Origin of the sequence: Sphingobacterium faecium (assembly GCF_003054045.1) — a bacterium.
Taxonomy (GTDB): domain Bacteria; phylum Bacteroidota; class Bacteroidia; order Sphingobacteriales; family Sphingobacteriaceae; genus Sphingobacterium; species Sphingobacterium faecium.
In genome coordinates, this window is the sequence record NZ_QBKH01000001.1 from 441,670 (window position 1) to 457,166 (window position 15,497).

Here is a 15,497-nt window from a genome sequence, read left to right on the forward strand (position 1 = left end):
ATAGGATAACATGATCTATGCTATGGAAGAAAGAAAAGATGCGGAACATTTCTTAGGATTGATAAAAAAATCTCGGAAAGGAAAATTTAAACTGTATATCGGTATGAGTGCTGGTGTGGGGAAGACGTACCGCATGCTTCAAGAGGCACATATGCTCTTGCGTAATGGGATAGAGATTAAAATCGGGTATATTGAAACCCACAATAGAAAAGAAACACATGCCTTATTGGATGGACTTCCGTTGATCCCCAGACGCAAACTCTTTTATAAGGGAAAAGAGCTTGAAGAACTAGATGTGCAGGCGGTTATTAATTTGCACCCGGAGATAGTCATTATTGATGAATTGGCGCATAGCAATATTGAAGGAAGTGTGAATGCTAAACGTTGGCAAGATGTAGTCGACATATTGGATGCTGGGATTAATGTGATCAGTGCGGTCAATATTCAGCATATTGAAAGTCTGCACGATGAGATTAAAGACATTACAGGTATCGATGTACAGGAGCGTATACCCGATAGTGTATTAGCGTTGGCGGATGAGGTGGTCAATATTGATTTGACTGCAGAGGAGCTGATCAACCGCTTGAAAGAAGGTAAAATTTATGATGCAGCAAAGATTGAAATGGCGCTGGCCAATTTTTTTAATAGTGATCATATCCTACAATTACGTGAATTGGCTTTAAAAGAAGTTGCGTCACAGGTACAAAGGAAAGTAGAAACAGAGGTCATTAATCATAAATATGTCAAAAAGGAACAGTTTTTAGCTTGTATCAGTTCAAATGAAAAGACCGCTAAAATTGTGATTAGAAAGACCGCTAGGTTAGCAAACTATTATAATAGTAAGTGGTTTGTACTTTATGTACAAACTCCTAAAGAAAGTGTTGCTAAAATAGCATTGGATAAACAACGACATTTGATTAATAATTTTAAATTAGCAACAGAATTGGGAGCCGAAATTATAAAAGTTAATCATAGCAAAATTGCTAAAGCAATTATTGAACAATGTGAATCCAGACAGATAACGACGGTGTGCATAGGTAAGCCTCATTTGGGATTGATAAAAATAATCTGGGCAACCAATACCTTTAATACACTTCTCACGAAGCTTTCAAACGAAAAAATTGATCTTATAATTCTTTCATAATGCGTATAAAAACAAAGTTAACTTTTGGTGTTGGGTCACTGTTTCTCATGATCGTATTATTGGTTGTGGTAAGTGGTTGGTACGTCAATCAGTTAAAAAGAGATACCAATAATATCCTCGTGGCGAATTACAATACCTTGCAGTATGCGCGTAATATGTTGTTAGCACTTGAAGAATATCATGTGGATCCTGCAGCAGTACATGACTTCAAGGAAAACTTGGAGAAACAGAAACATAATGTTACCGAGATCGGCGAAGTACAAGCAACTGATCAGGTAGAAAGACATTTTTATCAATTTGTAAAAAATAAGGAAGATGTAACATTACTTTCAAAGATTAGAAAAGATATAACGGAATTGATGCGGCTCAATATGGAAGCAATAGAACGTAAAAGTGATATTGCATCCGTAACAGCAGAAAAAGCGATTGCAGTGATTTCCATAACTGGGACTATGTGTTTCTTAATAGCTTTCATTCTCATCGTCAACTTACCTTCCAATATTGCCAATCCTATAAAGGAATTGACAGAGAGTATTAAACAGATTGCTGATGAAAATTATAAAAAACGTATCCATTACGAAAAACGTAATGAATTTGGGGAGCTTGCAAAGTCTTTTAATACGATGGCGGAAAAACTGGAGGAATATGCGGAGAGTAAACTGGATAAGATCTTGAAAGGAAAAAAGCGAATAGATACGCTTATTAATAAAATGCATGACCCTGTAATTGGTATTGACGAACAAAAGATCGTATTGTTTGCTAATGAAGAAGCATTGAAAATAACCGGATTACTAACTGACCAATTAATTGGTAAACAAATACAAGATGTAGCCGTTAATAATGATCTCGTCAGGGATTTTATTAAAGATTTATTTCAAGATGAAAAACAACGTGAATCTACACTTCTAAAAATTTATGCCAATGGTAAAGAAAGCTATTTTGAAAAAGAAATCGTCGATATCAATATTGTACCCACAGGAGAGTCAGATTTACAATTTATAGGGCAGGTTATTATGCTGCGCAATATTACGCAGTTTAAAGAAATGGACTTTGCCAAAACTAATTTCATAGCGACCATTTCGCATGAATTAAAAACACCTATTGCGTCTATAAAAATGGGGTTACAACTTTTAGAAAATAAGCAAATCGGCATGCTCAATGATGACCAAAGTAACTTGGTGAAGAGTATCGGAGATGACACAGGGAGATTGTTGAAAATTACTGGTGAACTCTTGAATATGACGCAGGTTGAAAGTGGGACAATTCAGTTAAATGTGGCGCCAACAAACGTTAGTGAGCTCGTGGAGTATGCCATACGGGCGACAAGATCTATGGCAGACCAAAAAAAGATAGAACTGCAATTGCAAATGGAAAATAATCTGCCAGATGTACTTGCTGATAATGAAAAAACGGCTTGGGTATTGACCAACCTATTGTCGAATGCCGTTCGTTATTCCTATGAAAACTCTTCTATTCTGATTAAGGTGGAGTCAACTGAGGATAAAGTGAGATTTGCGGTGAAAGATGCAGGACAGGGCATAGAAGAAAGGTATATGGATAAAATATTTGAACGTTATTTTCGTATCCCTGGAACAAAAAAAGAGGGTACGGGTTTGGGTTTAAGTATTAGTAAAGAGTTTATAGAAGCACAGGGGGGAGCCATTACAGTCCAAAGTGAATATGGTTCGGGAAGTGTTTTTTCATTTACTTTGAATCGCGTAGATAGGAGCCATTCGAAAATGGCATAATCCAAGCAAAAATCATAATATAGAAAAGATCAAGCAAAAAAGCGGTCCCTTGACTTAGTCAAGGGACCGCTTTTTTAAGCAGTGCTATATGGAGTATTAAGCTAATTTTCCTAATGCTTCTTTAATACGTTTCAAAGCTTCTACTAAACTCTCGTCCGAAGCAGCATAAGATAGGCGTATGTATTTGTCATTTCCAAATGAATCTCCACCCACTGTAGCGACATGACCTACGTTTAATAGGTATAATGCTAAGTCTGATGAATTGTTAATTACATTTCCATTTTCATCCTTTTTCCCAAAGAAAGAACTGATTTCTGGGAAGAAATAGAATGCACCCTCAGGTAAGTTGGTTTTAACACCCGGAATTGCAGCTAATAAATCATGAACCAATTGACGACGACGAGCAAATGCTTCTTTCATTTTATTCACAGATGCTAACCCTTGCTCATAAGCAACGATTCCTGCACGTTGTGAGATCGAGCATGTTCCCGATGTCGTTTGACCTTGTAATTTATCATTTGCAGCAGCAATCTCTTTATTACATGCGATGTAGCCTAATCTCCAGCCTGTCATTGCAAATGCTTTAGAGAAACCGTTGATAATGATGACACGGTCTTTGATACTATCAAACTGAGCGATCGACTCATGTTTGTCTACAAAGTTAATATGTTCATAGATTTCATCTGATAAGATGAATACCTGTGGATGTTTTTCAAATACTTTTGCCAAAGCAGCTAATTCATCTTTACTGTATACCGTACCTGTAGGGTTGTTCGGTGAGGAAAACATGAATAATTTTGTTTTTGGCGTGATCGCAGCTTCAAGTTGTTCAGGTGTAATTTTAAAGTTATTGTCAATTTCCGTATTGATGAAAACTGATTTTCCTTCCGCTAAAACAACCATTTCCGAATAAGAAACCCAGTAAGGAGTAGGGATAATAACTTCATCTCCAGGGTTAATTAGCGTTAAAATAACATTTGATAATGATTGTTTTGCACCAGTAGAAACTACGATTTGAGAAATATCATAATCAAGATTATTTTCAATTTTCAATTTATTCACAATAGCCTGACGCAATTCTGGGTATCCCGGAACTGGAGAATAACGCGTCCAATTTTCGTCTAAAGCCACCTTAGCAGCTTCTTTAACGTGGTCAGGAGTATTAAAATCTGGTTCGCCAACACTTAAGCTGATAACATTAACGCCTTTAGCGGCTAATTCACGACCAAGCTTAGTCATTTTAAGCGTAGCCGATTCGGATAAATTGTTTATCCTATCTGATAAATATGATTGTGTGCTCATGGTAAGACAAAGATATTATTTAGAATGCAAATAATGCCCTAATTTCTTGAAAAAAGACAAACGATTGTTTCTTTTTTACAAAAAATATGTAAAATTATTGCGATTTTGATTACTTAATTAATACAATCCCCTATATCTAGAAGTTGAGTAAGATTCTTTACGTATAGAAAATCTAGATGGGTGAGTAAAGGTCTGGAATAGGCTCTAAATTTTTATCAAGTTTTTTTACTTAAAAACGAATATCTATTTTAGGGTGGTATATTAAATATAAATGCATGACATGGAGCTAAAAAGATAACCAGTATCAAACTAAAAAGCAAATCATAGCGTTATATGACTACCTTTGTCGCGAAAAAAAACAAATAATATGATGTCTAAGCAAAAGAGATTAGTTCTGTTATCCTTATTAACGGGCTTAGGACTGATGATCGTCAAATTTGTTGCCTATTTTCTCACAGCATCAAATGCTATCTTTACTGATGCAGCCGAGAGTATAGTCAATGTTATTGCTTCAAGCTTTGCTTTTTACAGCATTTATTTAGCTGCACAGCCTAAAGACCACAATCACCCCTATGGTCATGGTAAGGTAGAGTTCTTTTCAGTTTTTTTAGAAGGAGGATTGATCTTTATAGCCGGTTCTATTATTTTAGTAAAAGGATTTTACAATATCTTTTTTCCTTCCACGTTGTCCAATCTAGAAGAAGGAATAGGTCTAGTAGCAATTACTGCCCTGATTAATTTTGTCATCGGATTTTATATTATGAAAAGAGGGCGTGCACTTGGATCACTCACTTTGGAAGCTGATGGTAAGCACTTACAAGTAGATGCGTATAGTACAGTAGGTCTTATTATTGGGTTGATCCTCATGAAATTGACAGGGTTGAAATGGATTGATATTGCCATTTCTTTTGCACTTGGTGGTTTCATATTATATAGTGGATATAAATTGCTACGTCAATCGATAGGTGGTTTGATGGATGAGTCTGATGTAGATTTGGTTAAAGAGGTCGTTCAAGTATTACAGCAAAATCGTCACGTCGATTGGATTGATATTCATAATTTGCGGGTACAACGCTATGGCAATGAATTGCATGTTGACTGCCATTTGACGCTTCCTAATTATTATACTTTAGATAAAGTGCATGATGATATATCGACCTTAGATAAGATGGTGAATACAAAAATGTCCATTGATACGGAGTTTTTTATACATGCCGATCCATGCCTTCCGGAGTGTTGCAGTTACTGCCAAGTAAAGGACTGCCCTATACGTTCCCAAGAGTTTAAAGGTCAGATTGAATGGCAGGTAGAAAACGTAACCGCAAATCGAAAACATTTTTTATCTTAAAGGCTATAGAACAAAATTATGTGTATAAAATAGGATCGAGCTTAGCTTAAATGTCTGTCAAAAAAAGTATCTTTGCTTTTTAGAAACGATTTTTAAAAATCCTATATGAAGCAAATACGTAATTTCTGTATCATCGCACACATTGATCACGGTAAAAGTACATTAGCCGATCGATTATTGGAGTACACCAATACCATTACACAACGTGAAGCGCAGGCACAATTACTAGATAATATGGATTTGGAACGTGAACGTGGTATTACCATTAAGAGTCACGCCATCCAGATGAACTATATACAAGACGGAGTAGAGTATATCTTAAATTTAATTGATACTCCAGGACACGTCGATTTTTCTTACGAAGTATCACGATCTATTGCTGCCTGTGAAGGAGCATTGTTAATCGTCGATGCATCGCAGGGAATTCAAGCACAAACAATTTCCAATCTTTATCTAGCATTAGAGCACGATTTGGAAATCATTCCAATTTTAAATAAAATGGATCTTCCAGGGGCTATGCCTGAGGAAGTGAAAGATCAAATCATTGATTTAATAGGCGGTAAACGTGAAGATATTATTCCAGCATCTGGTAAAACAGGTCTTGGTATTCCTGATATTTTAAAAGCGATTGTAGCACGAGTGCCGGCACCACTAGGTGATCCGACAGCTCCGTTACAGGCTTTGATTTTCGACTCTGTTTATAATTCTTTCCGTGGTATCATGGCGTATTTCAAAGTTGAAAATGGCGAGATCCGTAAAGGTGACAAAGTAAAATTTGTGGCTACAGGAAAAGAATATAGTGCCGACGAGATCGGAACCTTGAAATTAAATCAAGTTGCTAAAGATGTCGTTAGAACTGGAGATGTTGGATACATCATCTCCGGAATCAAAGAAGCACGTGAAGTAAAAGTGGGAGATACCATCACCCATAAAGAAAGACCTTGTGATGGTGCCATTCAAGGATTTGAGGAAGTAAAACCAATGGTTTTTGCAGGTATCTATCCTGTTGATACCGAAGACTATGAGGAATTGCGTGAATCTATGCATCGTTTACAGTTGAATGATGCTTCTCTGGTATTTGAACCAGAATCCTCAGCAGCATTAGGTTTTGGATTCCGTTGTGGGTTCTTAGGTATGCTACACATGGAGATTATCCAAGAGCGTCTAGAGCGTGAGTTTGATATGACTGTTATTACGACAGTACCCAACGTATCTTATAAAGCTTACTTGACAAAAGATAAAGAAGAAGTCCAAGTTCATAATCCTTCAGATTTACCTGATCCAAGTAAATTAGATGCGATTGAAGAACCCTATATTAAAGCAAATATCATCACTAAATCGGATTTCGTAGGACCGATCATGTCTTTATGTATTCAGAAACGTGGTGCAATCATCAACCAATCTTATTTGACATCTGATCGTGTTGAATTGGTATTTGAAATGCCAATGGGCGAGATTGTATTTGATTTTTATGATAAATTGAAGACCATATCTAAAGGATATGCTTCTTTTGATTATACGCAGATCGGATACCGTCAATCGGATTTAGTACGTTTGGATATTCGTTTGAATGATGAGCCAGTAGATGCATTATCATCTTTGATCCACAGAAGTAATGCCTATGATTTTGGTAAGAAAATTTGTGAAAAATTAAAAGAACTATTGCCTCGTCAACAATTTGAAATTCGTATCCAAGCATCTATTGGGATGAAAATTATTGCACGTGAGACCATTTCAGCATTGCGTAAAGATGTAACAGCAAAATGTTATGGTGGAGATATTTCGCGTAAACGTAAGCTTTTGGAAAAGCAGAAGAAAGGTAAAAAACGTATGCGTCAAGTAGGTAACGTTGAAATTCCACAATCGGCATTCATGGCAGTATTGAAATTAGATTAGAAAATTAAAAAATCCTATTCCTATAAAAATGAATTTATTAGACGGTAAACTCGTATCAGCTAAAATTAAAGAAGACATCAAAAAAGATGCAGCTGATTTTACAGCGCAAGCTGGACGTAAACCACATTTAGTGGCTATCTTAGTCGGAAATGACGGCGGAAGCGAAACCTATGTGGCGAGTAAAATGCGTAATTGTGAATTAGTAGGTTTTGAGTCTACTAATATTCGTTACGATGTCGATGTGACAGAAGAACAATTGATTGCGAAAATTCAAGAAATCAATGCAGATGCATCTATTGACGGTTTAATCGTACAGTTGCCTCTTCCCAAACATATCGATCCTGATAAAATCACAGAAGCAATAGATTACCGTAAAGATGTCGATGGTTTTCATCCGATCAACTTAGGTAGAATGCAACGTAATCTACCTTGTTTTATTCCAGCAACACCTTATGGTATTATGTTGATGTTGGATTATTATAAAATAGAGACTGCTGGTAAACATGCTGTAGTCGTTGGAAGAAGTAATATTGTTGGTTCGCCAATGAGTATTCTTTTAGCCCGTAATGCAAACCCAGGTAACTGTACAGTTACCTTGACACATAGTCGTACGAAAGATCTTAAAACGGAGGTTTTACGTGCCGATATCATTGTTGCCGCAATAGGTAAGAAAAACTTTGTAACTGCAGATATGGTGAAAGATGATGCTGTTGTTATTGATGTTGGTATCAATAGAGAAGACTCTATTGAAACTAAATCTGGCTTTAAACTATATGGCGATGTGGATTTTGATCAAGTTGCCCCTAAGGCTTCATGGATCACACCTGTACCTGGAGGAGTGGGTTTGATGACTATAGTTGGTTTATTGAAGAATACATTGGAAGCTGCAAAAGGTACCATATATCCAAGATCATAATTGGCATAAATATTGTTTGGTTAAATATGTTAACCAAAAAAATATAGAAATGAAGAAAGTTGCATTTTTAGCATTGTTCGCAGGAGTTTCATTAACTTTTGCTGCTTGTAATAATACTCCGAAAGAAGATAAAAATAGTGATGGAGAAGTCACAGTAGGTGAAAAGTTAGATAATTCCTTAGATAGTTTAGATAAACATGCAGATGTTGCTGCGGATGAAGCGAAAGCTAAATATGAGCAAGCTCAAAAAGATCTAGACGCTGCTATTGCTAAAGGAGATAAAAAAGCGGAAGAAGCTGCTCGTAAAACAGTCGCGGAAACAAAAACTGCTTGGGAAAAAATCACTGCTGGTACAGCTAAGGTAGCGAACGACGTTGAAGATGGCGTTAAAGATGCTGCTCACGCGACAGGTAATGCCCTTGATAAAGCAGCAGATGCTACGGCTAAAGCTGGGAAATCTGCAGTTGAAGGTACTAAAGACGCAGCTAAGGCTGTAGGCGAGGGTACAAAAGATGCTGCTAAAGCTGTTGGCGATAAAGCTAAAAAAGTGGGTGAAGCATTGAAAAACTAAATCCAAAAAAGTATTAAAAAAGCCTTTCAGATCTTTACTGAAAGGCTTTTTTTTGGGATATTGTATTTTAATTTTCCTTTCGGATAGTAACCGCATTTTTATGAGCGTGAAGCCCCTCTAATTCCGCTAAAATCTCTACCGTAGATCCAATATTTACTAAACCTTCCTCACTAATATGTTGAAAAGTAATCTTTTTGACGAAAGAGTCAACAGAAACACCCGAATAAGATCTCGCATAACCCGACGTGGGCAATGTGTGATTGGTTCCTGAAGCATAATCTCCAGCACTTTCAGGAGTTAAGTGTCCTAAAAATACAGAACCTGCATTCAAAATAAGACGAACAAGACGTTCCCATTCATCTGTTTCTAAAATCAAATGCTCGGGAGCATAATAATTGCTAAAGGCAAGTGCTTCTTGCATATCAGCCACTAATACGGCATAAGAGTTTTCAATGGCTTTACTTGCTAATTCAAAACGGGGTAAAACGGCCAATTGCTTTTCTAACTCCAGATTTACAGCATCAATAATAGCTGTAGAAGTTGCTACCAGTACTGCCTGACTATCGGCTCCATGCTCAGCTTGAGCTAACAGATCTGCAGCAACAAATGATGCTGTTGCTGTTTGATCGGCAATCACTAATACCTCGGAAGGACCTGCCGGCATATCGATACTGACATTTGCCATTCCTTGAACAATACTCTTGGCTTTGGTCACAAACTGATTTCCAGGGCCAAATATCTTATCTACTTTTGGGATGGTTTCGGTACCAAATGCCATCGCTGCTATAGCTTGGGCACCACCTACCAAGTAAATACGCTCTATTTTTAACAATTTAAGGCAGTAGGCAACAAAGCCATTGATCTTACCACTTTTTTGAGGTGGAGAACAGACGACAATTTCTTTACAACCCGCAATTCGCGCTGGCACACCCAGCATTAACAATGTACTGGGCAAAACAGCCGATCCTCCAGGGATATAGAGACCTACTTTTTCAATAGGGCGAATTTCTCGCCAGCATTTTACTCCAATTGTAGTTTCTACCACACGCTCACGTTTTACTTGTGAAGAGTGGAATTTATGGATGTTTTGGAATGCAATCTCTAAAGCACGCTGTTGATCACGATTGATCGTTGATGCTAAGGCATCAATATCATCAGCATCAAGATAAAGCTTCTCTAATTCAACTTTGTCAAATTGATAAGCATAGTTGATTAAAGCTAGATCCCCACTCTGACGTACTTCTTGAATAATATCCAAAACCGTATCTTGGATAGCATGTGAAGGATCTGTATTACGCGTAGTTAACTCTTGCAGTTCAGCGGGAGATAACTTGGCATATTCAAAAGTTTTAAGCATCATGGATTTTTTTTTAAGCGAAAATAGCCTATTTTTTTACATAATAATTTTCTCGATCGGCATCACCACAATTCCTTGGGCACCAGCAGATTTCAATTTGTTGATCTTGCCCCAGAAATCATCTTCTGAGATAACGGTGTGAACTGCGACCCAACCTTCTTCAGCTAAAGGAACAACAGTAGGCGATTTTACCCCATGTAATAAAGCTGTAATGGTAGGTAGATTTATTTTCTCGACGTTAAGAACAACATATTTTGTTTCCTTCGCCAATAAGACGGACTGAATCCTTTGCAAAAGCTCCATCAGTATTTCATTGTCCTCTAATCCTGGACGACCAATAAGAATCGCTTCAGATTTGCGGACATCAGCAAATTGTTTAAGACCATTGTTTTTCAATGTTCCACCAGTAGATACAATATCGCAGATCGCATCACTCAATCCTAATCCTGGAGCGATTTCAACAGATCCAGAGATCATTTGGATATCTGCTTCAATGCGATATTCGTCTAAAAACTTCTTTAAGATAACAGGGTAGGAGGTTGCAATTGATTTGCCATTGAGATCTTTTAGATCTTGAATTTTACTGTCTTTTTGAACAGCCAATTTTAAGGTGCATTTTCCAAAGCCTAAACGCTGCAGATAATTTACTTCAGATTCGGTTTCATCAATGACATTCTCACCAACAATGCCTAAATCAGCAATTCCCTGTTCCACATATCCTGGGATATCATCATCGCGAAGGAAAAGAATTTCTAGTGGGAAATTGGAAACGGTTGTAATTAAAGAACTTTTATAGTTTTCGAAGTCAAGACCACAGTTTTTAAGTAATTGAACTGATTTTTCGTTTAATCTACCCGATTTTTGGATAGCAATTTTAAGATTTTTCAAAGCTTTATAATGTTAGCTGTAAATTATTAATATATAGAAATCAAACACAAGGGAAAAAAATGCTTCACGTAGAAACACACTTATTACATATCGCCGCAATGGCGATGATGCATATGAAAGTGATGTACGTGTGCAAAAATCATGTTTGTATTAATAATGAGTCAAAAATAATACTTTGTTAATAGAAATCAAATTAAAATAGCTATTAATTGATAAAAATAAAATAGACATCGCTTAAATGTGATATTTATGTATTTAAATACTCTTTTTCCTATTATGATTTAAAAAATATTAGCATCATCTATCAATTTTTTTCTTTGTAAGAAGCGATATTAGCTTCTTACAAAGAGACCTAATCGACCAACCCACAACATTATTACATAAGGAGGGCAATTATAATTTTATAGTCTCAAATTTAATATTAATTTTAAAACTCTCAATTTGAAAGAATAGAAGAGATAAACACAACCGAAAATAATAAGCTATCATATGAATTTAGAAAATCTAAATCGCCGTTCTTTTCTAAAGAAAACAAATACTATGGTTTTGGGCACTGCTTTAGCAGCTTCAAGTCTAGACTTGTATGCCACGAATGCTTCGAAGAAAATTAAAATCGGCCTTGTAGGTTGCGGAGGTAGAGGGACAGGAGCAGCTTCACAGGCCTTGCGTGCAGATCCAAATGTCATCATTACGGCTGTTGCCGATATATTTCAAGATCAAGTAGACCTATGTCTTGATTCTTTAAAACAAATTTCTAAAGATCAAGTCAAAGTAAACGATAAAAATATATTTTTAGGTTTTCTAGGCTTTCAAAAATTGATGGATACAGATGTGGATGTGGTATTGCTCTGTTCACCACCAAATTTTAGACCTGATCATTTGGAAGAAGCCGTGAAAAAAGGAAAACATATTTTTTGTGAAAAACCGGTAGCTGTGGATATTCCCAATCTGAAAAGAGTTTTTGAAAGTGTAAAGATTGCAAAAGATAAAAACCTTTGTCTGGTGAGTGGTTTTTGTTTTCGCTATGCAACACCAAACCGTGAAATTTTTCAAAGGATCAAACAAGGAGATATTGGTGATATACAATCCATTTCTACCTTTAGATTTGGAGGCGAATTGTCACATAAAGATAGGCAGGCAGATTGGTCTGATTTGGAGTATCAGTTGCGAAACTGGTTTTATTTTCAAAGATATTCAGGCGATTTGATCGTAGAGCAGGCGATACATAGTGTCGATATGATGTCTTGGGCATTAGGTGATATTGTCCCCAAGACCATTATCGCCACAGGTGGAAGACAGTCTCGTGAACGAGATAAATTTGGAAATGTTTTTGACCATATGTCGATCGAATTTGATTATGGTAATGGATTGAAAGGTTTTCATTCCTGTCGCCAACAGAATGGTACAGATTCAAGAAATACAGTTGATGTTATTGGAAAAAATGGACGAGCAAACCTAAATATTCCTTCCAATTTTGAAGTCTATGGTGATAAACCTTGGAAATTTACTGGAAGAAATAATAATATGTATCAAACTCAGCACGATGAACTTTTTCAAGCGCTCCGCAATAAGAAAGTCATCAATGATGGTCCACATCTTGCTAATAGTACCTTGCTTGCCATTTGGTCTCGAACAGCTGCATACACAGGAAAAGCGATCACGTATGACCAGATTATGCAGTCTACTGAAGTATTAGGACCAACCTCTGCGGAGTATGATTGGAAGATGCAAGCCGATAATCGTGCGATTCCTCAACCCGGGAAAACACCTTTTATTTAAGATATGAAGACAGTAATTAACATATTAGTCGTTGGATGTGGTAATATGGGCGCTTCGCATGCGCGTGCTTACCATGATCTTGCTGGATTTGAAATTGTTGGTCTCGTGTCTCGTGGGACGAGTAAGACCGTGTTAAATAAATCCCTTAATACCAATTATCCTGAATTTGATAATTTTGAGCAGGCACTTTTAGTTACAAAACCCGACGCTGTCTGTATTTCTACTTATCCTGATACACATGAAAACTATGCTATTAAAGCCTTTGAAGCGGGTGCTCATGTTTTTATCGAAAAACCTTTAGCGGATACGGTACTAGGAGCGCAACATGTTATTGATGCGGCTTTAAGGTATCAGAAAAAGCTCGTGGTTGGATATATTTTACGTTACCACCCTTCTTGGGAAAAGTTTATTGCGATCAGTCGTACGTTAGGGACCCCATTGGTGATGCGTATGAATCTGAACCAGCAGAGTCATGGATACATGTGGAATGTGCATCGTAACTTAATGGAGAGCTTGAGTCCCATAGTCGATTGTGGCGTGCATTATATTGATGTTATGTGTCAAATGACTGATGCAAAACCGATCCGTGTTTCTGCGATAGGAGCAAGATTAACAACAGATATACCTGAGACAAACTATAATTATGGGCAGCTTCAGTTGCATTTTGATGATGGTTCTGTTGGTTGGTATGAAGCAGGTTGGGGACCTATGGTGAGTCAGACGGCTTTTTTTGTTAAAGATGTATTTGGACCTAAAGGATCAGTATCTATCGTTCCTAATGATGCTGTGAAAGAAGGAGTTTCGGACTCTGTTGAGGCACATACCAAAACAGAGTCAATTCGCGTTCATCATGCTAATATAGATGTGGATAATGAATTTTTAAAAGCTGATGAATGGATTAGACTCGAAGATGAACCTACGCATCAGGATTTATGTAATCGTGAACAGTTGTTTTTTCAAAAAGCAATCATCGAAGATATGGATTTGACAAAACAAGCTGAAGATGCTATAAATAGTTTGCGTATTGCATTTGCCTGTGATGAAGCTGTAAAAACAAAAAGGATCATTGATCTATAAATGATAAATGGTAAAAAAATAGATCAGAAATCATATTTGAGTGGAACCTAAGAAAGGAGTTGGATGCGAATTGGAAAAATTTACATCGCTATTTTAGTTTAGATCAACAAAAAGGAACTAAATCAACGAAATAATTTTTTATTGCAAAAGATAGATCATTTTGGTCTATCTTTTGTTGTTTACGAGCTATATTTGTAATGTATGAAAAAGTTGGTTCATGTTGTATTTCTGACCATACTATTATCCCATTCTGCAATAGCACAGGATAAAGTATGGCAAATGAAAGTAAGTTTTAAGGGACAGATCGCGCTCGAAGAATTAGAGAAATCAGTACCCGAATTTGCGGTCGATTTTTATGAACCTTTTATAAAGGGGGGAGTAGCTATTAAAGAAGTTGTCATCTTCACATCTCCCTCGAAAATTAAATCTGTAGACAATCAAGGTCATGTGTTGATCGCAGATCGGATTCAAAAACAGGAATATTCCTTTACAAAAGGTGATGACTTGTTGTCTCAAGATGCTTTATCCCATGAATATCCATTACTGAAAGATCCTAGACATGAAGAGGATGCTTATCTTACTTTGGAGAATGAAGCTGAAAAAGAAATTATAAATGGTATCAGCTGTGTCAAGGCAAAATTAAAAGTTATTGATCCCAATGCTGGCGAGGTTACTATGATGGTCTGGTACGCACCCGAGTTGCCAAGTTATTACTTGAGTAGCTTACCTTTCTTGATCAATATCCCCGGGGCTGTTTTGAAATTAAATGATCAGGTTCATGAAGAGTTGGGTTTTGAAGTTTCTGAATTAAAGAAACTCGCTGACTTAAAAGAGTTTGATTTACCTGATGATGTGAAAATCGTCAAATTATCTGCTACTGAGGGAAGTAATCTAGAAGATGCAAGTGTATTTCAAGATGCTTTTGAGCTGAAAGCTCCCCTAAAGTGGTTTTCACAGCAGAACGCATCTTATGGTGATGAACATTTATTTGGCGTTAAAAAAACAGATGGTACCATTGTACAACCTGCAAATTTCTATTCGATTGATGTGCTGAATAAAAAGAGAGCAATCGTATCGGATAGCAGTAGCCTATTTTGGATCATTGATGATGAAGCTAAGAAAATAAATCGCGTAGGGTTTGAAGTTCTCTACGGTATCAATGATGAAAATATGGTCTATGCCATAGAAGACCAATATGGCATTATTAACGCATCAGGAGTTTCTATCATTGGGGGCTTAACGAATATCAGCAATTTTGTTGGAACATATCTGTTATTTTCGGAAAATAATAAACAAGGGTTATTAGATTTCAATGGAAAGGTTGTTCTTAAACCGACTCTGGATTTTATAGATACGGATGATCAGGGTAATATTTTAGTTAAAGATCTGAAAGTTAGTCCACAAGTGCAGCAATATTCGCTAACTGATTTTCAAGCAAAGTATCTGAAATAAGTAAAGAAATCTTCATCCA

Annotated in this window: 12 protein-coding genes; 9 read left to right on the forward strand and 3 right to left on the reverse strand. The window is 36.7% G+C overall.

Going from position 1 to position 15,497, the window contains the following annotated elements; translation table 11 throughout:
- Positions 1–22 precede the first annotated feature (22 nt).
- A complete protein-coding gene (locus C8N37_RS01880; protein WP_108157763.1) occupies positions 23–1,144 on the forward strand; it encodes a sensor protein KdpD in 1,122 nt (373 codons plus the stop codon).
- The gene (locus tag C8N37_RS01885) at positions 1,144–2,892 is read left to right on the forward strand and encodes a HAMP domain-containing sensor histidine kinase (RefSeq protein WP_108157289.1); all 1,749 of its coding nucleotides are present in this window, start codon (positions 1,144–1,146) and stop codon (positions 2,890–2,892) included. Before C8N37_RS01880 ends, C8N37_RS01885 begins: the two co-directional genes overlap by 1 nt.
- A gap of 96 nt (positions 2,893–2,988) precedes the next feature.
- Here C8N37_RS01885 and C8N37_RS01890 read toward each other — a convergent pair whose 3' ends face one another.
- Positions 2,989–4,194, reverse strand: a complete 1,206-nt coding sequence (locus C8N37_RS01890) for a pyridoxal phosphate-dependent aminotransferase (protein WP_228115875.1) — start codon at positions 4,192–4,194, stop codon at positions 2,989–2,991.
- Positions 4,195–4,564: 370 nt separating this feature from the next.
- On the opposite strand from C8N37_RS01890, the gene C8N37_RS01895 reads away from it, so the two are divergent.
- The 4 genes from C8N37_RS01895 to C8N37_RS01910 all read left to right on the forward strand — a co-directional run bounded on the left by C8N37_RS01895 (position 4,565) and on the right by C8N37_RS01910 (position 8,925).
- Entirely contained in the window at positions 4,565–5,542 is a 978-nt protein-coding gene (locus C8N37_RS01895; protein WP_170114465.1) for a cation diffusion facilitator family transporter, read from the forward strand.
- A gap of 105 nt (positions 5,543–5,647) precedes the next feature.
- Positions 5,648–7,438: a translation elongation factor 4 gene (lepA, locus tag C8N37_RS01900; RefSeq protein WP_108157291.1), complete on the forward strand. Its 1,791-nt coding sequence runs from the start codon at positions 5,648–5,650 to the stop codon at positions 7,436–7,438.
- Between the two features lie 28 nt (positions 7,439–7,466).
- Positions 7,467–8,354, forward strand: coding sequence for a bifunctional 5,10-methylenetetrahydrofolate dehydrogenase/5,10-methenyltetrahydrofolate cyclohydrolase (locus tag C8N37_RS01905; RefSeq protein ID WP_108157292.1), 888 nt, complete (start codon positions 7,467–7,469; stop codon positions 8,352–8,354).
- Positions 8,355–8,403: 49 nt separating this feature from the next.
- A complete protein-coding gene (locus C8N37_RS01910; RefSeq protein ID WP_108157293.1) occupies positions 8,404–8,925 on the forward strand; it encodes a hypothetical protein in 522 nt (173 codons plus the stop codon).
- A gap of 67 nt (positions 8,926–8,992) precedes the next feature.
- Here C8N37_RS01910 and hisD read toward each other — a convergent pair whose 3' ends face one another.
- Both hisD and hisG read right to left on the reverse strand, forming a co-directional pair.
- Positions 8,993–10,282: a histidinol dehydrogenase gene (gene hisD / locus C8N37_RS01915; protein ID WP_108157765.1), complete on the reverse strand. Its 1,290-nt coding sequence runs from the start codon at positions 10,280–10,282 to the stop codon at positions 8,993–8,995.
- A 36-nt stretch (positions 10,283–10,318) separates the two neighbouring features.
- Positions 10,319–11,170 carry an ATP phosphoribosyltransferase gene (hisG, locus tag C8N37_RS01920; RefSeq protein WP_108157294.1) on the reverse strand — a complete coding sequence of 284 codons (852 nt, stop codon included), beginning with the start codon at positions 11,168–11,170 and terminating at the stop codon, positions 10,319–10,321.
- Between the two features lie 489 nt (positions 11,171–11,659).
- Between hisG and C8N37_RS01925 the strand changes: the two genes are divergently transcribed.
- The 3 genes from C8N37_RS01925 to C8N37_RS01935 all read left to right on the forward strand — a co-directional run bounded on the left by C8N37_RS01925 (position 11,660) and on the right by C8N37_RS01935 (position 15,478).
- Positions 11,660–12,949 carry a Gfo/Idh/MocA family protein gene (locus C8N37_RS01925; protein ID WP_108157295.1) on the forward strand — a complete coding sequence of 430 codons (1,290 nt, stop codon included), beginning with the start codon at positions 11,660–11,662 and terminating at the stop codon, positions 12,947–12,949.
- Between the two features lie 3 nt (positions 12,950–12,952).
- On the forward strand, positions 12,953–14,026 hold the full coding sequence (locus tag C8N37_RS01930) for a Gfo/Idh/MocA family oxidoreductase (RefSeq protein WP_108157296.1): 1,074 nt from the start codon (positions 12,953–12,955) through the stop codon (positions 14,024–14,026).
- A 201-nt stretch (positions 14,027–14,227) separates the two neighbouring features.
- A complete protein-coding gene (locus C8N37_RS01935; protein WP_108157297.1) occupies positions 14,228–15,478 on the forward strand; it encodes a hypothetical protein in 1,251 nt (416 codons plus the stop codon).
- The last annotated feature ends 19 nt before the right edge of the window (positions 15,479–15,497 follow it).